The sequence below is a fragment of the Mariniluteicoccus endophyticus genome, from assembly GCF_054780035.1.
The window spans coordinates 74,105-98,295 of the sequence record NZ_BAAGXC010000023.1; the positions used below are offsets into that span (position 1 = coordinate 74,105).

Annotated in this window: 21 protein-coding genes and 1 riboswitch; of the genes, 16 read left to right on the forward strand and 5 right to left on the reverse strand. The window is 66.5% G+C overall.

All coding sequences use genetic code 11. The features are described 5' to 3' along the window. Positions 1-20: 20 nt before the first annotated feature. Complete coding sequence (locus ACYVGD_RS12225; RefSeq protein ID WP_460743954.1) at positions 21-419, reverse strand: hypothetical protein; 399 nt, start codon at positions 417-419, stop codon at positions 21-23. Positions 420-467: 48 nt separating this feature from the next. Further along, positions 468-1,445 carry a hypothetical protein gene (locus ACYVGD_RS12230; protein ID WP_460743956.1) on the reverse strand — a complete coding sequence of 326 codons (978 nt, stop codon included), beginning with the start codon at positions 1,443-1,445 and terminating at the stop codon, positions 468-470. Positions 1,446-2,534: 1,089 nt separating this feature from the next. On the opposite strand from ACYVGD_RS12230, the gene ACYVGD_RS12235 reads away from it, so the two are divergent. The 7 genes from ACYVGD_RS12235 (at position 2,535) to ACYVGD_RS12265 (ending at position 10,163) form a co-directional block, all read left to right on the forward strand. Continuing rightward, a complete protein-coding gene (locus ACYVGD_RS12235; RefSeq protein ID WP_460743958.1) occupies positions 2,535-2,828 on the forward strand; it encodes a hypothetical protein in 294 nt (97 codons plus the stop codon). A gap of 678 nt (positions 2,829-3,506) precedes the next feature. After that, entirely contained in the window at positions 3,507-4,919 is a 1,413-nt protein-coding gene (locus ACYVGD_RS12240; protein WP_460743960.1) for a terminase large subunit domain-containing protein, read from the forward strand. 14 nt (positions 4,920-4,933) lie between these two features. Next, positions 4,934-6,277, forward strand: a complete 1,344-nt coding sequence (locus ACYVGD_RS12245) for a phage portal protein (RefSeq protein WP_460743962.1) — start codon at positions 4,934-4,936, stop codon at positions 6,275-6,277. Then, the gene (locus ACYVGD_RS12250) at positions 6,274-6,777 is read left to right on the forward strand and encodes a hypothetical protein (protein WP_460743964.1); all 504 of its coding nucleotides are present in this window, start codon (positions 6,274-6,276) and stop codon (positions 6,775-6,777) included. The genes ACYVGD_RS12245 and ACYVGD_RS12250 overlap by 4 nt, the downstream gene beginning before the upstream one ends. After that, the gene (locus ACYVGD_RS12255) at positions 6,770-7,147 is read left to right on the forward strand and encodes a hypothetical protein (protein WP_460743966.1); all 378 of its coding nucleotides are present in this window, start codon (positions 6,770-6,772) and stop codon (positions 7,145-7,147) included. Before ACYVGD_RS12250 ends, ACYVGD_RS12255 begins: the two co-directional genes overlap by 8 nt. A 236-nt stretch (positions 7,148-7,383) precedes the next feature. Further along, entirely contained in the window at positions 7,384-8,244 is an 861-nt protein-coding gene (locus ACYVGD_RS12260; RefSeq protein WP_460743967.1) for a phage major capsid protein, read from the forward strand. Positions 8,245-8,879: 635 nt separating this feature from the next. Further along, positions 8,880-10,163: a citrate synthase gene (locus ACYVGD_RS12265; RefSeq protein ID WP_460743968.1), complete on the forward strand. Its 1,284-nt coding sequence runs from the start codon at positions 8,880-8,882 to the stop codon at positions 10,161-10,163. 66 nt (positions 10,164-10,229) lie between these two features. On the opposite strand, the gene ACYVGD_RS12270 is transcribed toward ACYVGD_RS12265, so the two are convergent. Then, complete coding sequence (locus ACYVGD_RS12270; RefSeq protein ID WP_460743969.1) at positions 10,230-11,369, reverse strand: glycerate kinase; 1,140 nt, start codon at positions 11,367-11,369, stop codon at positions 10,230-10,232. Positions 11,370-11,691: 322 nt separating this feature from the next. Here ACYVGD_RS12270 and rplM point away from each other — a divergent pair, with 322 nt between their 5' ends. The 3 genes from rplM to glmM are packed head-to-tail and all read left to right on the forward strand — an operon-like array spanning position 11,692 to position 14,064. After that, a complete protein-coding gene (rplM, locus tag ACYVGD_RS12275; RefSeq protein ID WP_460743970.1) occupies positions 11,692-12,156 on the forward strand; it encodes a 50S ribosomal protein L13 in 465 nt (154 codons plus the stop codon). Between the two features lie 20 nt (positions 12,157-12,176). Beyond that, positions 12,177-12,707 (forward strand): 30S ribosomal protein S9, encoded by a 531-nt coding sequence (gene rpsI, locus ACYVGD_RS12280; RefSeq protein ID WP_460743972.1) that lies wholly within the window; start codon positions 12,177-12,179, stop codon positions 12,705-12,707. A gap of 7 nt (positions 12,708-12,714) precedes the next feature. Then, complete coding sequence (glmM, locus tag ACYVGD_RS12285; RefSeq protein ID WP_460743973.1) at positions 12,715-14,064, forward strand: phosphoglucosamine mutase; 1,350 nt, start codon at positions 12,715-12,717, stop codon at positions 14,062-14,064. An 84-nt stretch (positions 14,065-14,148) separates the two neighbouring features. On the opposite strand, the gene coaA is transcribed toward glmM, so the two are convergent. Beyond that, a complete protein-coding gene (gene coaA / locus ACYVGD_RS12290) occupies positions 14,149-15,105 on the reverse strand; it encodes a type I pantothenate kinase (RefSeq protein ID WP_460743974.1) in 957 nt (318 codons plus the stop codon). A 46-nt stretch (positions 15,106-15,151) separates the two neighbouring features. Here coaA and glmS point away from each other — a divergent pair, with 46 nt between their 5' ends. From glmS to ACYVGD_RS12315, 5 genes are all read left to right on the forward strand, one after another. Then, positions 15,152-17,002 (forward strand): glutamine--fructose-6-phosphate transaminase (isomerizing), encoded by a 1,851-nt coding sequence (gene glmS, locus ACYVGD_RS12295; protein ID WP_460743976.1) that lies wholly within the window; start codon positions 15,152-15,154, stop codon positions 17,000-17,002. 91 nt (positions 17,003-17,093) lie between these two features. After that, positions 17,094-17,465 carry a holo-ACP synthase gene (locus ACYVGD_RS12300; protein WP_460743978.1) on the forward strand — a complete coding sequence of 124 codons (372 nt, stop codon included), beginning with the start codon at positions 17,094-17,096 and terminating at the stop codon, positions 17,463-17,465. Beyond that, entirely contained in the window at positions 17,462-18,910 is a 1,449-nt protein-coding gene (locus ACYVGD_RS12305; RefSeq protein WP_460743979.1) for an NAD(P)H-hydrate epimerase, read from the forward strand. Before ACYVGD_RS12300 ends, ACYVGD_RS12305 begins: the two co-directional genes overlap by 4 nt. After that, positions 18,907-20,070, forward strand: a complete 1,164-nt coding sequence (alr, locus tag ACYVGD_RS12310) for an alanine racemase (RefSeq protein WP_460743981.1) — start codon at positions 18,907-18,909, stop codon at positions 20,068-20,070. Before ACYVGD_RS12305 ends, alr begins: the two co-directional genes overlap by 4 nt. After that, positions 20,067-21,167, forward strand: coding sequence for an alpha/beta fold hydrolase (locus ACYVGD_RS12315; RefSeq protein ID WP_460743983.1), 1,101 nt, complete (start codon positions 20,067-20,069; stop codon positions 21,165-21,167). The genes alr and ACYVGD_RS12315 overlap by 4 nt, the downstream gene beginning before the upstream one ends. Before the next feature lie 289 nt (positions 21,168-21,456). On the opposite strand, the gene thiD is transcribed toward ACYVGD_RS12315, so the two are convergent. Then, positions 21,457-22,224, reverse strand: coding sequence for a bifunctional hydroxymethylpyrimidine kinase/phosphomethylpyrimidine kinase (thiD, locus tag ACYVGD_RS12320; protein WP_460743985.1), 768 nt, complete (start codon positions 22,222-22,224; stop codon positions 21,457-21,459). 78 nt (positions 22,225-22,302) lie between these two features. After that, a riboswitch (TPP riboswitch) is annotated at positions 22,303-22,413 on the forward strand. Between thiD and thiC the strand changes: the two genes are divergently transcribed. Beyond that, positions 22,414-24,156, forward strand: coding sequence for a phosphomethylpyrimidine synthase ThiC (thiC, locus tag ACYVGD_RS12325; protein ID WP_460743987.1), 1,743 nt, complete (start codon positions 22,414-22,416; stop codon positions 24,154-24,156). Positions 24,157-24,191 lie beyond the last annotated feature (35 nt).

Sequence of the window (24,191 nt, forward strand, 5' to 3'; positions counted from 1 at the left end):
TCAGAAAAGAACCTAGGGACTTACAGGCCGTTCTCACGCTTGTACGCCACGATTTTCTCCTTGATCTCTTCGGCCGTGTAGCCATAGACAGTCCAGTCGAGGGATTTCTCACCCCCATACTCCGGTGACGTGATTCCCGTGAAAGTCACCTTCACAAGCGGACCCGTTGCTACCACCCCGCCGTCAGCCCTTTTGGCGGTGCACTCAAACACAGAAGTGTTGCCGAACTCGTCCATCAGGACGCGCATGTCTTGCACTTGATTCTCATTGGCCCATTCAATCGACTCCGTCCAGCCTTCGACCTCTACCCTTGAAACAATATTTCCTGAAGACACTGTGGCCTCCCTTCTATTTGGTGTATTCCAACGGGATCGCTGGAACGCGAGAATCATATCAGATGGCGCGCCCATTTGCCACATTCCAGCGCATCATAAAAATGGCGCCCGTGGACATTTTGTACGCGCCTCTCAGTCGCCTACCTTGGCGTATTTATGTCCCCACCGTTCAAAGGGTGTGGGCTCCGGGAGCGGCCGGGGTTCCCAGTCGTCCACCCCCAGTACCTTTTCAAGCCACAGGTCGCCCTCTGTGGGCTCATCAGCGGCGCGGGTAGGGATGGGGTCGGGGGCAGGCTGTGCGGACTTCGGGATGCCGTGAGCGACCCCCCACGCCTTCGCCTCGGCAATCTCGGCATCGGTGAGGTCGAGTGCGCTTGCTGCCTGTTTGATCCGTGGGAGCGAGGTGGCGCTACGGTCCAGTTCTGCGGCCATCTGGCCGTCCGGGTAGCCGGCATCCATCATGGCCTTGGCGCGTAGCAGAGTCAGGTTGTCGCGAGCCTTGAGCCCAGCTCGCGCCTTCGCCGCGTTCTCCCGCTTCGCCTTGACCTGGGCAGGGGTGTTGGCCGCACCCCCGCGCCGGTGGAAGTCGTCAACGTAGTAGTGGCCCCCAAGACCGTGAGAGTCCTGCCATTGCTTCAGTGATTGGAGCGTCCACAGGATGGGCTCACGGTCGGGGTCTAGGAACATCTCTCCATTGACTTCCCAGCCGGCCACATCGGGGACGGTCTGGCACACCGTCAATCCATACTGACGGGTGAAGTTCGAGACCATCATCTCAAAAAGGTTCTGTGCCCTCTTTGTCTGTGGGACCACGGGCACCGGGTCAGGCAGCATCCACGCGAAATAAACAAAATTGTCAGCATCAACAACCTTGAACGTCGGGGTCGGCATCTCCTCAGCGTGCTTCACCCGCTCCATGTCTTCGGCCCACAACACCAACCCACACAAGGAACCCTCACGCCCAACCTTCAACAGGCCAGAGTCATCCTCACAGGGACCCTCGGTGAACAAGTCCAACACTTCCACCTCAAGGTTCACCGGGTCTGCCCACACCACATTCTGCCAATCTTCCCATTCGGGGACCTCTCGCATCAGTTTTTTTCCCTTCATTTATTGCCTCCTTTAAGCCTCCTTAGACCGGCCGCTTTGACCCGTCTTGGTTGATACTTCATTATACCACATTCCCGAGTGTCGAAATCAATCTCAAGCCCAATCCAAAACCCAAGCAAAAACCTAAGCTCAAGCTCAAGCAAAAACCCAAGCTCAAGCTCAAACGGGAACCCAAACTTAAACTCAAACACTGTTATTGTTTGCATAGGGAGTATCGAACTTCAGATGGCGACCACGAACGGAGCGAAGCGGAGTGAGTCACCGACCCACTGAAGAAAATCTGAGCCATGAGCTAGCCGAAGAGCGCCTGGGCCTGGACTCCCATGAGTGAGCGCTAGCGAGCGAGTCCGCCCCTAGGGATGAGCCCTAGAGTCCTGGGCCCTAGGCTGGATTCCTTCCCGAGCTAGGTACTCACCGGCTGGGCTTCGCCCTATGGGTGGCTACCTACAAGGGTGAACATCCCCCCTGAGCTCTGAACCTAGTCAGCGAGCGCCTACCCGCCGACCCTTGGCCTAGCGCAGCGACAAGGTTTCTCCGCCGCGCATCTACCGTTTGGTAGGTACCGATCGGCTGGCACTTCAAAAAAACGGAAGAGGCTGAGGCAAGCGCATTTTTATAAACATCCAAACCGTTTGCGAAATGCTCCGCTTTCAACTATTCTGGACCCATGGTTCAAAGAAACCCTAAAGGAAAGGAAAACTACTATGGATGACAGCGATTCAAAGCGGGAAAGCCGAGCGCGTCGGGAGGCTAGGCGACAGGGTCTTAACGTGCGAAAGAGTCGTGCAAGAAACCCGGCGATCAATCCCTACTATGGGCTCTACTGGCTTGTTGACGATTCGAACTGCGTCGTAGTCGGGCACAGTTTCGGTGTCACGCTGGACGAACTCGAAGCCGCACTGGCTGAGGAGTAATGCAGCGACGGAGACTGGCGGTCACCCCCTCGGGTGGTCGCCATTTTTCGTGTTCTTTGACATGAACTGTGCCGCCTTGGTCGATACCTCCATTTGAAAGAGAGAAGGAGGCCTGGCACACATGATTAGAAATACCTTGACCCACCGGTGCACGGTCCTTAGGCGCACAGAGACCGTGGTTGATGGCTCGCCTGAGTGGGAAGTGAAAGAGGTCGCCACCAACGTCCCCTGCCTGCTGGATATGACCGGGCTGGCCCAGGACCCTACGTGGTCGCCCGAGCAAGCCGTGGATGCTAAGGGCACCGGCAAAATCTATTTCGGCCCTGAGGCCGATGTGCGTTCGGGGGATGTGGTCGTGGTGACTAGGCCAGTTGATGGCGGGACCTTCAATATTTTGTTGAGTGCCCCTCGTGTCTTCGACGCCCGCAGCATGCATCACCTGGTCTTCATGGTTGGGCAAGCAAAGTGAAGTCACCTTGCCTCTCCTGTGGGGAGCTCACAGACAATAAGGGTCGCCAGGGCGCCTTGTGTGCCGCGTGCAAGCCTGTGGGCCATCAAACCTATAGAGCCCCAACGCCAGCCCCCAGGAAGCACAAAACAGGCCACCAGACGAGCGAGTGGACCCGCCTAAGCGCGAGGGCCAGGCACATGCAACCGTGGTGCTCTGATTGCGGTTCACGCGACAATCTGAATGCTGATCACATGCCCTCAGCGTGGCACAAGTTCTATTCTGGAATGCCCATCTCGTTAGCCGACGTAGAGGTCGTCTGCTCGGATTGCAATATTGCCCGCGGCTCTAGCCGACCAGGCACCAAGCGCTACCAGGAATGGCTAGAGGACAACCGGATTGAGCCCTTACCTCACCTAGTGAATATTCAAAGCAGGGCCAAAGAATATGTCACGGATGAGATGAGCCCTGAGCGGCCAGCGCCAGAATATATCAACCATGAGTTGCCTGGGGATATACCCCCTAGTCAAAGGGGGTTTGACGCCCGGGGGGTAAGCGTCCAGGCCTATTACACTCATTCGGCTATTCACCTACTGGACCCCGATATTCAGCCATGTTTGGGGGGTATGTCACATGATGGGTAATCCGACGGTCTATCAGCATAAGCCGGGTCCACGCAGGCAGGCGATTATGGACCCCTTGGACGTTTCCATGCTGCCTGAGAAGCGTGATTATCGACGGGTCATTGCGTTCATTGAGGCCTTTCTTGTGGACTTTCAGACGGGCAGGCCCATCAATCTCAAGCCTTTTCAGAAACAAATCTTGCGTAACCTGTACCCTGCCCGGGGCGAGGCTCCACGGATGGGCTTGCTGAGCCTGCCCCGTGGTCAAGGAAAATCGTTTTTGGCGGGGATGCTCGCGTGCTATCACCTCTTTGCCGATCAACTGAATCCTCAGGTGCTCATTGCTGCCTCTAGTGAGGTCCAGGCACGTCGTATTGTTTTCAAGAATCTTGTCTTGTTTGTTGAGGGCAACCCTGAGCTGTCCAAGCGTGCGCGTATCGGTGCGGGGTCTGTTGAGGTGCCCTTCAATGCGGGCCTGGCCATTGCCCTGGCAGCGACCGAGGATGCGCTACAGGGCTGGGCCCAAACATTCTGTGTGGTGGATGAGCTCCATGTGTGCACGGCCCAGGTGTGGGAATCGTTGGTGGCCGGCTCTCTAAAGCGTGAAGAGAGTCTGACGCTCGCCATCAGCACCCCGAGCCGCAATCCGGATTCTGTGATGAAAACTCTTGTGGACTCGGCACGTGAGAAGCCTGACCCGATGTTCTATTTCAAGGAATTCACGTCTGACCCGTCTCATAAGCCCTTGTGTGAGTGCTGCATCAAATCGGCTCGCCCGCTGACCCACAACCGCAAGAACGAACTGCGGGGGCTTGGGTCGATGTTGGCGAAGATGCCCGAGGGCGAGTTCCGCCGGCTCCAGCTAGGCCAGTGGGACACACAACAGGCGGAACAGTGGGTGCCTGCTGAGGCGTGGGACGCACTGCGGGTTGACCGGCGGATCGACTCTCAGGCGGAAGTGATCGTCGCCTTCGATGGGTCCTTCTCCGGGGACTACTCCGCTCTTGTGGCGGTGAGCATTGAGCCCATCCCGCATGGCCAGGTCTTGGGGGTGTGGAAGCCCCAGCAGGAAGGGGGTCGGGTGCCCATCTCTGAGGTCGAACAGGCCATCCGGGCAGCCTGCAACAGGTTCAGCGTGAAAGAGGTCGTGGCAGACCCCTACAGGTGGTCTAGGTCGTTGGAAATCCTTTCTGGGGAAGGGATTCCAGTTGTTGAGTTCCCGAACACGGCCAGTCGGATGGCACCGGCTACTGCGGGGCTGACTGCCGCCATCGCTGAGGGTCAAATCTGCCATGACGGGGATACAGAACTACGCGCCCATGTGCTGAACGCCCGGACCCGTGAGTCCGACCGGGGAACGATGCTCACCAAGGCGACAAAGAAATCAAAAATCGACTGTGTTGCCGCGCTTCTCATGGCTCATGCGCGCGTCACACATTATCTGAACAAGAAGGATGAGCCGGTGAGGAATGGGGTTTATTCGTGGTAGATATCTTGGAAAAGTTGCATCAGAAGATTGAGGCGGGGACGGTCAGGCGATGGCAGGCCGACCAATACTATGAGGGAAGGCAGGCTATTTCCTTCCTGAAGCCCGAGGATGCCAAGGCATTGGGTGACCGGCTACGTACCCTGAATGTGAACTATTGCCGCCTTCAGGTGGAATCCATTGTGGAACGTCTGAGAATAGATTCCTTCGCCGGTGATGGTCAGCCCATCCCCGCCATGGTTGACGCCTGGGCGAGGTGTGGGTTCGAAGAACAGCACCAGACCCTGTTTCGTGAGGCCTTGGTGCATGGGACGGCCTTTGTCATCGTGTGGGCCGACGCTCAGGGCCGGGCAACCCTCAGCGTGGAGTCATCCGCTGAGGTGGCTGTCATCTCAGACCCCCTCACTGGTGAGCCAACGGCTGCGGTCAAGCGCTGGCAGGACGGGGACCTGGGCCGGTGTGTGCTGTTCACCGCCGACAGCATCCGCGAGTACCACGTCAAATGCCCGGCTGGGGGTGTTCTCCCTAGTCAGGGCTGGGAACTGGAGGACTCGCGCCCCAACCCCCTTCAGGTGGTCCCTGTCGTGCCTTTCGTGAACCGCTCACGCCTGCTGGACCAAGACGGCAGCCCTGAGTTCGACAGCATCGTTGACCTGCAAGACGCCCTGGTGAAGTTGCTCACTGACCTCATGGTGTCCAGCGAGTACGGCTCTCGTCCGCGTCGTTGGGCTACTGGTCTCACGGTGAAGGTAGACGCCGAGGGGAACGCCGTGAACCCCTTCTCCGAGGGCCCTAACCGCGTGTGGCAGAACGAACACCCCGAAGGCAAGTTCGGTCAGTTCCCAAGCGCTGACCTTGGGGGCTACCAATCGTCGGTTGAGCAGATTCTGAAACTCATCTCGGCTGCCAGTGGTCTACCGGCGCACTACATGGCCATCTCGAACACCCCGCTATCCGCTGACAGCATCCGGGCGGCTGAATCCTCCCTGGTCGCCCGCGTGGAAGCGAAGCAGACGGCCTTTGCCCGGTCATGGTTGCGGGTGGTGTCTCTCGTCCTGGCCGTTGAGGGCCTACCGGCCCCCGCTGACGTGGATATCCAGTGGCGTGACCCTGCCAGCCGCACCCTCGCCCAGGCTGCCGATGCTGCGGTGAAGCTCCACGCTGAGCGAGTCATCACCACAGACGCAGCACGTCGTCTCACAGGCTTCTCCCAAGCCGAGATTGACGCCATGAACCGTGAACAAGCCCGCGCTGATGTGGACGCCCTGCTCTTTGCCCAGATGAGACAGCCTTCTACAACCCCCCAAGGGGTTTCAGCGGCCTCAGGCGCCTCTGTGAGCGCCGGGGATGAGACGTCATGATCCAACTACCCCTCCTGCTTCTTGAAGCGCTTGTAGAGGCCGCTATCGCCTTGATTCGTGCGCTGGTCCGCGCCACCAAACCCGGCCCTGAGCGTCACGCGAAAGTCTTCATGGCGGTCCTGAGCACCCTTGAGCGTGCCTCCCTAGTCGGCGCCTGGTCGATCCACCGTGGCGCCGATGGCCTCACAGACGAGCACATCGAAGCCCTGGGCGAGGTCTTCACCAACTTCATTGATGCCCACCCCGAAGATTTCGAAACAGCCGTGGAAGGTTTCGTCGCCAATGAGGTCCACGCCATTGCCGCTGAATATTTCCAGAAAACCGCACTAGAGAACGGGCACTTGGTATGGGAATGGCAAGCAAGTCAGGGCGGCTGCGGAAAATGCGCTGAACGTGACGGGCAGCGCTATTCCATGGAACACCCCTTCAAAATCCGTCACTTTGGGTGTAAATGCGCCCCCGTCATCATCAAAAGACAAGGAGAGATTGCAAATGACTGAAGAGAATCTAGAACAGAACCTAGAAGAAGCACCGGCTGAGCCCAAGACATTCGACGCCGACTATGTGCGCGAGCTGCGCGCTGAGGCGGCTGAGCATCGCACCCGAGCCAAGGACCTGGAAAGCCGGCTCTCGGAACGTGAGGCCGCCTTGTGGCGCGAGCGGGTCAAGGCCACCGGCATCCTGCGCGACCCCAGCGCGATGGACCCCGACCCGGATGCTCTGGACAACGAAGAGGCGTTCTTTGCACTGGTACAGGAATTCGCCCGGGCCCATCCCGAGCATGCTGCGGTCACCGGCAGGGTCGGCCAGGGTCTCCATAGCGGCACCGAAGAGCGGGCCAGCCTGTCGGCCTTGCTGGGCCGTCTCTGACGAAACTTCTTGTGGCGGGGTGTTCCCGCCATCCTGCGGCACAGCCTGAGGATTGTTGCCAGTTCAGATAAGGCCCCCATCACATTCCGAGCCCGTGATGGGGGCTTTGTCGTGCCCAAGAAAATATTCAGTCACCGATACACCCTGTGAAGACGGCTTGATGCCCGATTCCTGGGGGTGGGCCGGGTGCCTGACTTCCAAAACTCTCATTTCACACGACTTTTGGAGGTTAGGCAATGACTATCAAAACTACCGAGATTCAAGAACTTATTCAAAAGAACATTGCATCGCTTCTGGTGCAGCCCCTCGAAGAGGCCAGTTCATTCCTTGCATCGGGTGTGCGCATTTTCGACACCGCCACCCCGATTTCCATTCCCGCGCTCACCGGTGGGTTCTCGCCGGGCTGGGTGGGCGAGTCCGAAGAGATTCCCGAGGAGACCGAAGACCCGTTCGGTGCGGTCTCTCTCCTGCCCTCAACGATGAAGTCGGTCAAGAGCCTTGTCCGTATCAGCAACGAGGCGCTGCGGCAGTCGAGCCAAGCCCTAGACGGTGTGATCAGCGCACGGCTTGTCACTGACACCGCCCGCGTAGTGGATGCTCAGGCGTGGGGCGACCAGGGCGACGGCGTCACACTCCCCAAGGGTGTGTTGCACGCCGACAACGTAAGGAAGATGCTGTCGATCGCTGCGGGTGACAAGGCGCTCACACTCGATCACATGCACGATGCGCTAGGGGCTGCGATGGGCGGGGACGTACCGCTGACCGGTCTTCGGTGGGTCATGCGCCCGGAAACCCTTACTGCATTGAGAAAAGTCAAGGACACCTCAGGCAAGTACGTCGTCACCCCCGATGTGACCCAAGCCTCTGGCGTCGTCCTCCTGGGCGTGCCGGTCACCGTCACCAAGCGCCTGCCAGCCGGTCACGTCCTGTTGATGAACCCCTCTAGTTGGGCAGTGGCTCGGGACCTGAACCCAACCGCCAAGGTCCTCACGGAGCGTTACGCCGAGTTCGATGAAATCGGCATCCGCGTTGTCTCCCGCTACGACTGGGGCGTGCTTCAGGATGACGCCAACGTGCTCATCAGTGGGCTGGTCTGATGGCACCTACGCCAACCGTGGATGACCTTGTCGAGTTTTTGGGGTGGGGGACGCCTGACCCCGAGCTCGCGGGCCAGATGGAGAGTCACCTTCACTGGGCTAGCGCGATGGTCGCGGTCTACCTACAGATGCGCCAGGTCCCCGAGGTGTGGCCCCCGGGTGTCGATCGGGTGATCCTCAGCCTTGCCGGTCGGAGCGCCAGCAACCCCACCGGTGACCAGATGCGCCAGGCCGGGTCTGTGGTCAGCCGGCCCGGGCAGCCCGAGTTTACCCTGGCTGAACACCTACTTTTGGACGCCTACCGGACAACCGCCGGGTAGGACACAACCCCCCTGCCAGGCGGTCAGGAGTCAGCCCCTCATCCCTCTGAACATCGGGGATGGGGGCTGTTCTTCATTGATGGGGCGTGTTTCCCCTAGTCAGGGCCCGGTTTGAGTCGGGTCTGTTGTATTGATTGCTTCCCGTTCGGCAAGGACATCGTCGACTCCAAGCACGTGCCCGCCGGCTCGGTGCCCCTGATCTCCATCTGATCACCCGTACCGAAATCCGGCGCCCGGCGTGCGAGCGCGCGCCTCAGGGAATAACCTGATCCAGAACCGGTTCCACGGCAGCGATGCCGAAACCCTAGGAGAGATATGACGAACGACGACGTTGCGGTGCTCCAGCACGGTGAGCACAAGGTCGAGCTCGCGGTGACGCAGGCGACCGAGGGCAACTCGGGCTACGGCATCAGCCAGCTCATGAAGGTCACCGGCAACACGACCCTCGACCCGGGCTTCACCAACACGGCGAGCTGCAAGTCGGCCATCACCTTCATCGACGGTGACAAGGGCATCCTTCGCTACCGCGGCTACCCGATCGAGCAGCTGGCCGAGAAGTCGACCTTCCTCGAGGTGGCCTGGCTCCTCATCTACGGCGAGCTGCCGACCGAGCAGGAGCTCGACGACTTCGCCGACCGGATCAACCACAAGTCGGTCCTCGACGAGCGCATGCGCGACCTGTTCCGCTGCTTCCCGCGTCGCTCCCACCCCATGGCCGTCCTCGCGTCCGGCGTGAACGCCATGGCCGCGTTCAACGCCGACGTGCTGTCTGTCAAGGACCCGGAGCAGATCGAGAAGGCGACCGTCCGCCTCATGGGCCAGTTTCCGACGCTGGCGGCGTACGCCCACAAGAACTCGATCGGCGAGCCGTTCCTCTACCCGCAGTCGAAGCTCTCGTACGTCGAGAACTTTCTGCGCCTGTCGTTCGGCAACGTGACCGAGGACTACGAGCTCGATCCCGCCGTCGTGCGCGCATTCGAGACGCTGTTCATCCTCCACGCCGACCACGAGCAGAACTGCTCGACCTCGACGGTCCGTCTCGTCGGCTCGTCCGAGGCGAACATGTACGCATCGGTCGCCTCCGGCGTCAACGCCCTGTCGGGCCCGCTGCACGGCGGCGCCAACCAGGCCGTCCTCGAGATGCTCATGCAGATCAAGAACGAGGGCATGGACGTCCCGACGTTCGTCTCGAAGGTCAAGGACAAGCAGTCCGGTGTGAAGCTCATGGGCTTCGGCCACCGCGTCTACAAGAACTTCGACCCCCGTGCCGTGATCATCAAGAAGCATGCCGACGAGATCCTCAACCAGACCGGCAAGTCCAACGAGTTGCTCGACCTGGCCAAGCAGCTCGAGGAGGTCGCGCTGAAGGATCCGTACTTCGCCGAGCGCAAGCTCTACCCGAACGTCGACTTCTACACGGGCCTGATCTACGAGGCGATGGGCTTCCCCGCCTCCTACTTCACCGCTCTGTTCGCCCTGGGCCGCCTGCCCGGCTGGATCGCCCAGTGGCGCGAGCAGATGGCCGACCCGCAGGGCAAGATCGGGCGTCCGCGCCAGGTCTACATCGGCGAGACCGAGCGCGACTACCCCGCCAAGTGAGCCAGCCGCACACGACGACGGAGGGCCGTCCCACCTCGGGTGGGGCGGCCCTTCGCCTTTCGCGGGTCAGTCGGGCAGCGTCACGGACAGCGCCGCGGCCACGTTGCGGGCGGTACGCGTGAGGGAGTCGGCCGCGCCGGCCAGCACGTCCTCCAGCGGCGCCACGCGGTCGACGCAGGCGATGACTGCGGTGAAGCCCTCGGCGTACAGCTCCTCGACGTCGTCGCCAAGGCTGCCCGCGATCGCGACGACGGGCACGCCGTGACGGCGGGCCACCTGGGCCACGCCCCACGGGGTCTTGCCGAACCGGGTCTGGCCGTCCATGCGCCCCTCACCGGTGATCACCAGGTCGGCGCGGGCGACCGCGGCCTCGAGGCCGGTGTGGTCGACGACGATGTCGATCCCGCGGCGCAGCTCGGCCCCGGTGAAGGCGAGCAGACCGGCGCCCAGCCCGCCGGCCGCGCCGGCGCCGGGCACGTCGGTGACGTCGCGACCCACGTCGGCGCGTACCCGTTCCCCGAAGGTGGCCAGCGCCGCGTCCAGTTCGCGTACGCACTGCTCGTCCGCGCCCTTCTGCGGACCGTAGACCGCCGACGCGCCCTCCGGGCCGCACAGCCGGTTGGTCACGTCGCAGGCGACCTCGACCTCGAGATCGGCCAGGCGGGGGTCGGCCGCGGAGGTGTCGATGCGGGCGAGGCGTGCCAGCGCCGCACCACCGGGTGGGAGCTCGTTCCCGTCGGCGTCGAGGAGGCGTACGCCCAGGGCCTGCGCCAGCCCGGCACCCGCGTCGTTGGTGGCCGAACCGCCCAGGCCGATGACGACGCGGCGCGCGCCGGCGTCGAGAGCGGCGCGCACGAGCTCTCCCGTCCCGAAGGTCGATGCGGACCGCGGGTCCCGCAGCCCCGGACGCACGAGGTGGAGCCCCGAGGCCTCGGCCATCTCGACGACCGCCGTCCGGCCGTCGCCCAGAGTTCCCCACAGCGCGTCCACCGGGTCGCCGAGGGGTCCGCGTACGCGGGTGGTGTGGGTACGCCCACCCGTGGCATCGACCAGCGAGCGGACCGTCCCCTCGCCGCCGTCGGCCATCGGCACGTGGGTGCAGACCACGTCGGGCCAAACCTGGCGCAGGCCCCTCTCCAGCGCGGCGCAGACCTCGAGGGCGGTGAGCGACTCCTTGAACGAGTCCGGAGCGAGCACGATCTCCATGGGTAGAGCGTAGGTGGGCTCCTCGTCTTGCTGGCGCTCGCTCGCAGACCGGGATGGGGAGGGCGCTCGCTCGAAGGCCGGGTCGCAGGGTGCCTCGGGATCGGATTTGGTCGCGGCCGGGGCGTGGGCGTAGAGTCATCCCCTGTTGCGCTCGATCGCAAACGGGAGTCGGTCTCCGCGGACCGCTCCGACTGGCCGAGACACGCCTTCGGGCGAGGGGTCTCGAGAAGCGGACGCTGGATCTCCGGCGCCTTTCTCGTGGCGCCGTCGAGGAACGGATCGGGTGCCGCCGCCTGTCCAGCATCTACCGAAGAAGGTTTGCGTGTCCACGTACAGCCCCAAGCCCGGCGAGATCGAGCGCAAGTGGGTCGTCATCGACGCCCAGGACGTCGTTCTCGGTCGCCTCGCCGTGGCTGCCGCCACTCTCCTGCGCGGCAAGCACAAGCCCACCTATGCCCCGCACGTCGACGGTGGTGACTTCGTCGTCATCATCAACGCGTCGAAGATCTCCCTGTCCGGCAAGAAGGGCACCGACAAGATGGCCTACCGCCACTCGGGTCGCCCGGGCGGCCTCAAGGCCACCCCCTACGGCGAGCTCCTCGAGAAGGATCCCCGCCGCGCCGTCGAGCTGGCCGTCTGGGGCATGCTGCCCAAGAACCGCCTGAGCCGTCAGCTGATGAAGAAGCTCAAGGTCTATGCCGGCCCGGAGCATCCGCACGCTGCCCAGAAGCCTGAGCAGTACCAGATCACCCAGATCGACCAGGTCGCCACGACCTCGGCCAAGTGAAGCCCGGAGATCACGAGAACATGTCTGAGCACGTAGAAGAGACCGAGAACCTCGAGGTCGACAACGCCTCCTTCACCGAGGGTGACCGCGAGATCGCGTACCGCTCCGAGACCGGCGCCACCGGCCCCGGCCAGGCCGAGCCCACCGCTCGCCCCGCCGTCGTCGCCCCCGGCATGGCCACGGGTCGCCGCAAGCAGGCCGTCGCCCGCGTCCGCATCGTCCCCGGCTCCGGCCACTGGAAGGTGAACGGCCGCACGCTGGAGGACTACTTCCCGAACAAGGTCCACCAGCAGGTCGCTTCCGAGCCGTTCGCCACCGCCGGTGTCGAGGGTTCGTACGACGTCATCGCCCGCATCCACGGCGGCGGCATCGCCGGCCAGGCCGGTGCGCTGCGCCTGGGCATCGCCCGTGCGCTCAACGGTGTCGACGCCGAGGCCTCGCGCCCCGCGCTGAAGAAGGCCGGCATGCTGACCCGCGACGCCCGCGTCAAGGAACGCAAGAAGGCTGGTCTCAAGAAGGCCCGCAAGGCTCCTCAGTACAGCAAGCGCTGATCCTGCCGTGGCGCGCCTCTTCGGGACGGACGGGGTCCGCGGTCAGGCCAACATGGACCTGACCGCGGAGCTCGCCCTGGAACTGTCGGTCGCCGCAGCCCATGTGCTCGGCGAGGCCGGAGCGTTCTCCGGCAACAGGCCCGTCGCTCTAGTGGGTCGCGACCCACGCGCGTCGGGCGAGTTCCTCGAGGCTGCTGTCGTGGCTGGTCTGGCCAGCGCCGGCGTGGACGTGATCCGCGTCGGCGTCGTGCCGACCCCCGGTGTGGCCTACCTCGTCGGCGCGACGGGGGCCGACCTCGGCGTCATGCTGTCGGCGAGCCACAACCCGATGCCCGACAACGGCATCAAGTTCTTCGCGCGCGGCGGTGCCAAGCTCGATGACGCCGTGGAGGACCTCATCGAGCAGCGCATGGGTGAGGAGTGGGAACGCCCGGTTGGCGCGTCCGTCGGCCGGGTGCGCGACGACGTCGCGCTGGTCGACGAATACGTGGGCCACCTCTGCTCCAGCCTCGGCGACACCCGGCTCGACGGCATCACCGTCGTGGTCGACTGCGCCAACGGCGCCGCCCACCACACGGCCGTGGCCGCCTTCGAGCGCTGTGGCGCGAAGGTCGTCGCCATCCACGCCGATCCCGACGGGACCAACATCAACGACGCCTGCGGTTCGACCCACATGAGCGACCTCCAGAAGGCCGTCGTCGACCACGGCGCCGACCTGGGCATCGCCCTCGACGGAGACGCCGACCGCTGTCTGGCGGTCGACGCCGACGGCGAGCTCGTCGACGGCGACCAGGTGCTGGCCGTGCTCGCCCTCGACCTCAAGGACCAGGGCAAGCTCGTCGGCGACACCGTCGTGGCGACGGTCATGTCGAACCTCGGCTTCGTCAACGCGATGCGCGACCACGACATCAAGGTCGACCAGACCAAGGTCGGCGACCGCTACGTGCTGGAGTCTATGCGTGACAACGGCTTCACCCTGGGCGGCGAGCAGTCGGGCCACGTGGTCATGAGCGAGTTCGCGACCACCGGTGACGGCGTGCTGACTGGTCTGCACCTCATGGGGCGCATGGCCGCGACGGGGCGCTCGCTCGCCGAGCTCGCCGGCGTCATGCGGCGTCTCCCGCAGGTGCTTATCAACGTCCGCGACGTCGACAAGGCCCGTGCGGCCCTCGAGCCGCAGATCATGCAGTCCGTCGCCCAGGAGCAGCAGGCGCTCGGCACCACGGGTCGTGTCCTGCTGCGACCGTCGGGCACCGAGCCCGTCGTACGCGTGATGGTCGAGGCCGCGACCCAGGACGGTGCCCAGGAGGTCGCTGAACGGCTCGCCGAGGTCGTCAAGCGGCACGCCAGCCTCTGAACCGAACCACAGGCACCGGGCCCCGGATCCATCACGGATCCGGGGCCCGAGTGCTTGAGGGATCGGTCAGGTCCTGTGGGCTGGTCAGATCTTGCGGATCCGTACCCACTTCACCTCGTGGTTCTCGCCCTTGCGCAGGATCGCCGTGGCGCGGCCGCGCGTGGGCCGGATGTTCGCGGCCAGGTTGGGGCCGTTGATCGTGTCCCAGATGTGGGTGGCGGTCTCGCACGCCTGCTCGTCGCTGAGCCCCGCGTACTTCTGGAAATAGGAGCGCGGGTCGCGGAACGCCGTCTCGCGCAGCGACATGAACCGGGTCAGGTACCAGCGGCGGATGTCGGCGTCGGACGCGTCGACATAGACCGAGAAGTCGAAGAAGTCGCTCAGCGCGAGGCCCGTCGTGCCGTCGGCGCGGGGGCGGGCGGGCTGGAGGACGTTCAGGCCCTCGACGATGAGGATGTCGGGCTGGTTCACCACGATCTCCTCACCGGGGATGATGTCGTAGGTCATGTGGGAGTAGACCGGGGCTGTGACCTGCGGCTTGCCCGACTTCACATCCATGACGAACCGCTGCAGCGCCCGGCGATCGTAGGACTCGGGGAAACCCTTGCGCTGGAGGATGCCGCGGCGCTCCAGCTCGGCGTTGGGCAGCAGGAAGCCATCGGTGGTGACGAGCTCGACGTGCGGGTGCTCGGGCCAGCGGGACAGCAGCGCCTGCAGCAGGCGGGCCGTGGTCGACTTGCCCACAGCGACCGACCCGGCCACGCCGATCACGAACGGCGTGCGCCGTGTCGTGAGCTGCAGGAACCGGTTCGACGAGCGGAACAGCTCGCCCGTGTAGTGGTGGTAGAGGCTCAACAGGCGGGTCAGGGGGAGGTAGACGTCAGCCACCTCCGCCAGGTCGATGGGGTCCCCCGTGCCACGCAGCTCATCGAGGAGCTCCTGGTCGATCGGTTGGTCCATCTGGCTGGCCATCGCGGCCCAGTCGGCGCGGCTGCGCTCGACGTAGGGGCCGCCTGTCTCAGCTGCGGTCTCGGAGGACATGCGGGACATTCTGCCGTAGCCGACGGCGGCCGGTACTGTTTCTCCCATGTGCGGAATCGTGGGATATGTCGGCAATCGCTCGGCCAAGGACGTCGTCGTCGACGGTCTTCGCCGCCTCGAATACCGGGGCTACGACTCCGCGGGTGTCGCCGTCGTCGTCGGTGAGGGCGCCGAGCGACGCGTCGAGTCGGCCAAGCGTGCGGGCAAGCTCACCAACCTCGAGGAGGCCCTGGCCGAGTCGCCGTTGACCGAGTCGGGCACCGGCATCGGCCACACGCGCTGGGCCACCCACGGCGCGCCCAACGACACCAACGCCCACCCGCACGTGTCGCAGTCGGGCCGAATCGCGCTGGTCCACAACGGCATCATCGAGAACTTCGCCGCGCTGCGCGACGAGCTCGACGGCGTGACGTTCGCGTCCGAGACCGACACCGAGGTGGCCGCCCAGCTGCTCGGCCGCGAGGTCGACAAGGGGGCCGACCTGGCCGATGCCATGCGTACGGTCTGCAAGCGCCTCCAGGGTGCGTTCACGCTCGTCGCCGTCGACGCCCACCAGCCCGGGCGTGTCGTCGCCGCCCGCCGCAACTCCCCGCTCGTGCTCGGTGTGGGCGAGGGCGAGAACTTCGTGGGGTCCGACGTCGCCGCGTTCATCGAATACACGCGCGACGCCGTCGAGCTCGGTCAGGACCAGATGGTCGAGATCACCGCCGACGGCTGGACGGTCACCGACTTCGACGGGAACATCGCCGACGTCAAGCCCTACTACGTCGACTGGGACACCTCGGCCGCCCAGAAGGACGGCTACGACTGGTTCATGCGCAAAGAGATCTTCGAGCAGCCGAAGGCGATCGCCGACACGCTGCTCGGCCGCCATGACGCGAAGGGGCGCCTGACTCTCGACGAGATCCGCATCGCGCCCGAAGAGTTGCGCGGCATCGACAAGATCATCATCATCGGCTGCGGCACTGCCCACTACGCCGGCCTGGTCGCGAAGTACGCCATCGAGCACTGGACGCGTACGCCCTGCGAGGTCGAGCTGGCCTCGGAGTTCCGCTACCGCGACCCGATCGTCGGCCCGGGCACGCTGGTCGTCGCCATCTCCCAGTCGGGCGAGACCGCCGACACCCTCATGGCGATCCGCCACGCGAAGGATCAGGGGTCCAAGGTCCTCGCGATCTGCAACACCAACGGGTCGACGATCCCGCGCGAGTCGGACGCGGTGATCTACACCCACGCCGGCCCCGAGATCGGCGTGGCCTCCACCAAGGGCTTCCTGACCCAGGTGCTCGCGTGCTACCTGCTCGGTCTCTACCTCGCCCAGGTCAAGAACACGAAGTTCGGCGACGAGATCGCCTCGGTGATGGCCGAGCTCGAGCGCGTGCCCGGGTTGATCCAGGAGGTCCTCGACGACCTCGATCCCGTCATGCAGCTCGCGGGTCGGCTCAAGGACCAGAAGGCCGTGCTCTTCCTCGGCCGCCACGTGGGCTTCCCCGTCGCCCTCGAGGGTGCGCTGAAGCTCAAGGAGCTGGCCTACATCCACGCCGAGGGGTTCGCCGCCGGCGAACTGAAGCACGGCCCGATCGCGCTGATCGAGGAGGGCCTGCCGGTGTTCGTGATCGTGCCCCCGCGTGGCCGCGACATGCTCCACGACAAGGTCGTGTCCAACATCCAGGAGATCCGTGCCCGCGGTGCGCGGACCATCGTCCTCGCCGAGGCCGACGACGACGTGGTGGCTCCGTACGCCGACCTGCTGCTCGGCCTGCCGAAGGTATCCACGCTGCTCCAGCCGCTGCTGGCCGCCGTGCCGCTGCAGGTGTTCGCCTGCGAGCTGGCGACCCAGATGGGCCACGACGTCGACCAGCCGCGCAACCTGGCCAAGTCGGTCACGGTCGAGTGATCCCACGTCGGGCCCGCCCCGCTCCTCGTCTCGCTGGCGCTCGCTGGGAGAGCGGTGGGGTGGCGGCTCGCCCGGAGGGGGGAGGTCACCGATGATCGTCGGGATCGGCGTCGACGTCTGCGACGTCGCGCGGTTCGCGGCGGCGTGCGAGCGACGTCCCGGGTTCGCCCGCCGCTGGTTGACCGATGCCGAGGCCGACCGGCCCGTGGAGGGCCAGGCAGCGCGGTACGCCGCCAAGGAGGCGCTCGCCAAGGCCCTGCGCGTCGAGCAGGCGCTGGGCTGGCACGACGCCGAGGTCGCCGTCGACGATCACGGCCGCCCGTCGTTCGTCACCCGCGGCACGGTCGCGGCGCGCATGGCCGACCTCGGGGTCACCACGGTGCACCTGTCGCTGTCCCACGACGCGGGTGTCGCCACGGCCTTCGTCGTGTGCGAGGCCGCTGGTCTTAGAGTGGACGGGTGAAGTTCGCGTACTCGATCGATCAGGTCCGGCTGGCCGAGGAACGGGCGCTGGTCGACGACGACGGCGAGCTGATGCAGCGAGCCGCCTCAGGCCTGGCGTGGGCCGTGCGCCGCGTCCTGCGGGAGCGCACCGGCGGCCACCGGGGCCGACAGGTCGTCCTGCTGGTCGGCCCGGGCAACAACGGCGGTGACACCCTGTACGCCGGCGTGCGCCTGCTGCGCGCCGGGGTGCGCGTACGCGCCTGGTGCCAGTCCGACCGCTTCCACGCCCGCGCCGCCAAGGCGTTCCAGGATGCCGGCGGCACCTGGATCGGCCGCGTGCGCGACCTGCTGCCGGCCCTCGAACGCGTCGACGCGGTCGTCGACGGCATCTACGGCATCGGCGGGCGAGCCGGGCTCGAGGGCGACCTGGTCACGATCGCACAGCGGGCCGCGGGCTCACCCGCCGCGCTGGTCGCCTGCGACGTGCCGTCGGGCGTCGACGCCGACACCGGCCGGGGCGACGGCTTCGTCGCCGACCTGACCGTCACGTTCGGTGGCCTCAAGCCCTGCCACGTCACCCATCCGGGGCTCGGATCGTGCGGCCGCGTCGAGCTGGTCGACATCGGCCTCGTGCTCGACGACGAGCCGCTGCTGGCCGTCTGGGAGCCGTTCGACGTAGCCGACGTCTGGCCGTGGCCCGACGCGACCAGCGACAAGTACTCGCGCGGTGTCGTCGGGATCGACGCCGGGTCGCCGCGCTACCCCGGTGCTGCCGTCCTCGCCACCGGGGGAGCGGTGCACGCCGGCGCCGGCATGGTCCGCTTCCTCGGTGCCGGGACCGTCGCCGACCGGGTCGTCGACCACTTCCCGAACGTCGTGCTCGGCACCGGCCGCTGCCAGGCCCACCTGGCTGGCTCGGGCTGGGGTGACCGCCGCGACGCGCGCGACCGCATCGAGTCGCTGCTGGCGACCAACGTGCCGTGCGTCGTCGACGCCGACGGCCTGACCCACCTGCCGCCCCGTCTCCACCGCGCGCTGCTCACCCCGCACGCGGGTGAGCTGGCCCGCCTGCTCGGCGTCGAGCGTGCCGCGGTGGAGGCCGAGCCGATCATCCACGTGCGCCGCGCCGCCGACGACCTGGGCGCCACCGTCCTGCTCAAGGGTGCGACGCAGTATGTGGCGGCGCCCGGCCGTCGAAGCGTCGCCGTGGCCGTCCACGGTCCGGCCTGGACGGCCCAGGCGGGGTCCGGAGACACGCTCGCCGGGGTCTGTGCCACGCTCCTGGCGGCCGGCCTGCCCGCGTACGAGGCCGCCATGGCCGCCGCGTCGGTGCAGGCGATGACCGCGGCCCGCCACCCGGGCCCGCGGTCCCCGCAGGAGCTCGCCGTCCTCATGCCCGACACCATCGCCGCGCTCGACCCGCTCGGGCGCATCCCCTCACCCGCCGACAGGACCCGCCCGTGACCATCAGCGACGTCTCGACCACCAGCGCGCGCATCCACCTCGACCGCTTCGTGGCGAACGTGCGGGCCGTCCAGGCGCACGTGGCCCCCACCGAGGTGATGGTCGTGGTGAAGGCCGACGCGTACGGGCACGGCATGGTCGCCTGCGCTCGCGCGGCGCGCGAGGCCGGGGTGGGCTGGCTCGGCGTCGCCACGGTCGGGGAGGCGCTCGCGCTCCGCGAGTCCGGTGACCGGGGCCGCCTCATGGCCTGGATGTTCGGCGAGGACACCGACCTCGCCGAGCCCGTCGCCGCCGATGTCGACCTCGGCATCCACCGGGTCGAGCACGTCGGCCGCGTCGCGGCCGCCGCGGCCACCGCAGGGCGCACCGCCCGCGTCCACCTCAAGATCGATACCGGCCTGTGCCGCAACGGCGCCACGCCCGAGCAGTGGGACGAGCTCTGCCTCGCCGCGCTGGAGGCCGAACGCGCGGGTGCCCTCGAGGTCGTGGGCGTGTGGACCCACCTCGCGTCGTCCGACGACCTGTCCCTGCCCGCCACCGCGCGCCAGCTCGACGTTTTCGACACCGCGTACGCGCGGGCGCGCGAGCTGGGCCTGAAGCCCCCCATCCGCCACGTCGCCAACTCGGCCGCCGCGCTGCAGGTGCCGCGGGCGCGCTACGAGATGGTGCGGCTCGGCGTGGCCGCGTACGGCATCGACCCGGCCGACGGCGACATCGCCCGACGACAGGGTGTCGAGCTGCAGCCGGTCATGGAGCTGCGGGCCCAGCTGGTGAACGTCAAGGACGTCCCGGCGGGTGCCGAGGTGTCCTACGGCGGCACCTGGACCGCACCCACCGCGACCCGCCTCGGGCTGGTCCCGCTGGGCTATGCCGACGGCATCCCGCGCCACGCGTCCGGCACGGCCCAGATGCTCGTCGGCGGGCGCGTCGTGCCGCTTCGTGGCCGAGTATGCATGGACCAGATGATCGTCGAGCTCGGCCCGGACGCCGCCGACGTCCCGGGCGACGAGGTCTGCCTGTTCGGTGCCCCCGGAGCCCCCCGCGCCGAGGAGTGGGCCCGCTGGAGCGACACGATCGGCTACGAGGTCGTCACCCGCATCGGTCCCCGCGTCCCCCGCGTCCATCTGTCCGCCACGTCCCACGAGGAGTCCCGACCATGAGCCGTCGCCGCAGGCCGAACCCGTCGAAGATCGCGCAGGGGCTCGGGGTCGTGGGTGGGGTGACGGCCCTCGCCGCGGGTGCGGCGGCGGGCGGCCTCGAGATCGAGCGACGTCGCATGCTGCGGCGCCATCCCGAACCCCTGGAGATCGGCGGGCACCCGTTCTTCTCCCTGCGCGGGTCCGGGCCCGATGTGGTGACGCCCGACGGGGTCGGCCTCCATGTCGAGGTCGACGAGTTCGACGAGTACGCCCCGATCGGGGCGGTCGAGCCGGGCCTGACGGTGGTGCTGGTCCACGGCTACGTGCTGTCGATGCACTGCTGGCACTACCAGCGGGCCTACCTGCGCGGCCGCCACAAGATCGTCCTCTACGACCAGCGCTCCCACGGGCGCTCGGGCCGCTCGTCGAGCACGCTGTCGCGGGTCTCCCAGCTGTCGAAGGACCTGTTGCAGGTGCTGGAGGCCACGACAGAGGCCGACGAGCCGGTCGTGCTGATCGGCCACTCGATGGGCGGCATGACGATCCAACAGCTGGCGATCGACCGGCCGGACCTGTTCGGCACCAAGGTCATGGGCGTCGGGCTCGTCGCCACGTCGTCGGGCGGCCTGTCGCAGCACTCGATCGTCCCGGGCATCCCCGGTTCGGTGTTCTCCCGCATCGCGCCCGGCCTGCTCGGCATCATGAACCGCGCCCCCGGCATGGTCGAGCGGTCACGCCGCGCCACGATGGACCTCGGTTTCGTGGCCACCAAGAACATGTCGTACGGGTCCGACGTGCCAGCCTCCTACGTCGACTTCATGTCGCAGATGGTCGCAGAGACGCCCATGGAGGTGATCGCCGACTTCTACCCGGGGTTCGCCGAGTTCGACGGTGAGGCTGCGTTCGACACGCTCGCCCGTGTCGAGACGAGCGTCGTCGGTGGCGAGGAGGACGTGATCCTGCCGGTGCAGCACGTCGAGAGGATCATCGAGCTTCTGCCCGGCGCCGAGACGTTGGTGCTGCCCGATTCCGGCCACATGGGCATCATCGAGCACCACGGCCAGATCAACGAGCACCTCCAGCGGCTCATCGACCGCGCGGCGCGACATCTCGCATGAACCCGGCCGGAGGATGGGCTGATGCCGTCCATGGCCGCGCTCGACGGCCCGTTACGTCGTCGCCGAGTCGCGCAGCCGCTTGAGAGCGTGGCCCGCGGCCCCTGCAGGAGACGTTCCATCTGTACGTCGACGATGAGGGCGTGCTGTGCACCGACCACGTACTCGACCTGTGGGGCGCGCGGGTGCTCCAGGTGCACTACCGCCTGACGCGGGTCTGAGCTCCTCGTCCCGTTGGCCTTCGTCGTCCCGCTGCGTTCTCGTCTCGCACCGCGGCCGGGGCGAGGCGAGGTCAGAGGTCCAGGCTGGCCTTGGCGCGCTCGACGGCCGTGGGCCAGTCGGGCGACTGCACGCGGTGGGCGGCCAGCGCCGACGACAGCGTGCAGCCGGTTCCGCGGGTGCTCGTGCCGCGGACCCACGGCGCGCGGAACTCGTGGGTGCCGTCGGGGCCGGCGAGCACGTCGACGGCCTCGGGCAGCCCGGCGAGGTGGCCGCCCTTCAGCAGCACCAGCGGGGCACCCAGCTCGTCGCGCAGGCGCTGGGCCTGGGCGTACATCTCCTCCAGCGACGTCGCCTCCGGCGCGCCGAGCAGTACGCCCGCCTCGGGCAGGTTCGGCGTGATGATCGATGCCAGCGGCACCAGACGGCGCATCGCCGCGGTCGCGTCCTCGTCGAGCAGGCGCGCTCCGGACGTCGAGACCATCACGGGGTCGACCACGCGCGGGACATCGGCCAGCGGCACACGCGAGAACCAGTCGATGACGACCTCGACCAGGGGAGCGGCGGCGAGCATGCCGACCTTCACCGCGTCGACCCGGCAGTCGTCGAGGAGCGTACGCAGCTGTTCGTCGACGAACTCCGGTGGGACGGCGTGCACGCCAGTGACACGGCCGGGGCTCTGGGCCGTCAGTGCGGTGATCACGGCACACCCCCAAGCACCGGCCTGCTCGAACGTCCGCAGGTCGCGGACGATCCCCGCCCCGCCGGACGGGTCGTTGCCAGCGATGGTGAGGGCCACCGGCTGCTGCGGGCGCGGGGAGGGGCTCGGCTTCACGCTCATGGGCGGCAGCCTAGTCACGCGAGGGCCCGCACTACGGATCCGGGGTTTGCGCGGGGGCGCGCGGGGGCGTACGTTGGCGCATACCCACGCGGGGGTCCTCGGCAGAGGGCTGAGATCGGGCTGTTGCCGCCCGGACCGTTCGAACCTGTCCGGCTCATACCGGCGAAGGAAGATGAGGAGCATCCACTCATGTCTGAGATCCATCCCCAGCACCGCCTCGACCACGTCACCGAGGGCGACGTCAGCGTGCCCGTGACGGCCATCTCGCTGGCCGACTCGCCCGACGGCACGCCCAACGCCGACGTGCACGTCTACCGCACGTCCGGCCCGGGGTCCGACCCCGAGGTCGGACTGCCGGCGTTCCGCGCGCAGTGGATCGTCGACCGGGGCGATGTCGAGACCTACGAGGGTCGCGAACGCAACCTGCTCGACGACGGCCGCTCCGCGGTACGCCGCGGCGAGGCATCCCTGGCCTGGAAAGGCGAGCGACGCCAGCCGTTGCGCTCGATCGAGGGACGCCGCGTCACCCAGATGCACTACGCGCGCCAGGGCATCATCACCCCCGAGATGCGCTTCGTGGCCCTGCGCGAGAACGTCGCCGTCGAGCTCGTCCGCAGCGAGGTCGCCGCCGGCCGCGCGATCATCCCCGCCAACATCAACCACCCCGAGTCGGAGCCGATGATCATCGGCCGCCGCTTCCTGACCAAGGTCAACGCCAACATCGGCAACTCGGCGGTCACCTCGTCAATCGCCGAGGAGGTCGAGAAACTGACGTGGGCGACCCGCTGGGGTGCCGACACGGTCATGGACCTCTCGACCGGTGACGACATCCACACCACCCGCGAGTGGATCCTGCGCAACTCGCCCGTCCCGATCGGCACGGTGCCGATCTATCAGGCGCTGGAGAAGGTCGACGGCCAGGCCGAGAAGCTGACGTGGGAGATCTTCCGCGACACCGTCATCGAGCAGGCCGAGCAGGGCGTCGACTACATGACGATCCACGCCGGTGTATTGCTGCGCTACGTGCCACTGACCGCCAACCGCGTCACCGGCATCGTCTCCCGCGGCGGCTCGATCATGGCCGGCTGGTGCCTCGCCCACCACAAGGAGTCTTTCCTCTACGAGAACTTCGACGAGCTGTGCGAGATCTTCGCCCGCTACGACATCGCGTTCTCGCTGGGTGACGGCCTGCGTCCGGGCTCGGTCGCCGACGCCAACGACGAGGCCCAGCTGTCGGAGCTGCGTACGCTGGCCGAGCTCACGCAGCGCGCCTGGGCGTACGACGTGCAGGTCATGGTGGAGGGCCCCGGTCACGTGCCGCTCGACCTGGTGGAGGAGAACGTACGCCTCCAGCAGGACTGGTGCCACGGCGCGCCGTTCTACACGCTCGGCCCGCTCGTCACCGACATCGCGCCCGGCTACGACCACATCACCTCGGCGATCGGTGCGGCGGTGATCGCCCAGCACGGCACGGCGATGCTCTGCTACGTCACGCCCAAGGAGCATCTGGGGCTGCCGAACCGCGACGACGTCAAGACGGGCGTGATCACCTACAAGATCGCCGCCCACGCCGCCGACGTCGCCAAGGGCCACCCGGGCGCGCGGGTCCGCGACGACGCCCTGTCGAAGGCCCGTTTCGAGTTCCGCTGGCACGACCAGTTCGCGCTGTCGCTCGACCCGGACACCGCCATCGCCTACCACGACGAGACCCTGCCCGCCGAGCCGGCCAAGACCGCCCACTTCTGCTCGATGTGCGGCCCGAAGTTCTGCTCGATGCGCATCTCGCAGGACATCCGGGACCAGTACGCCGACTCACAGCTCGCCAAGGAGATGGAGGCCAAGTCGAAGCAGTTCGTGGAGCTGGGCTCCAGCGTGTACCTGGACGCGCAGACCGCACGTGACGGTGGCGACGCCGTCCAGGCGGGTCGGTGAGCGGGACTCCTCGTCCTGGCCGCCAGCCGCCTGGC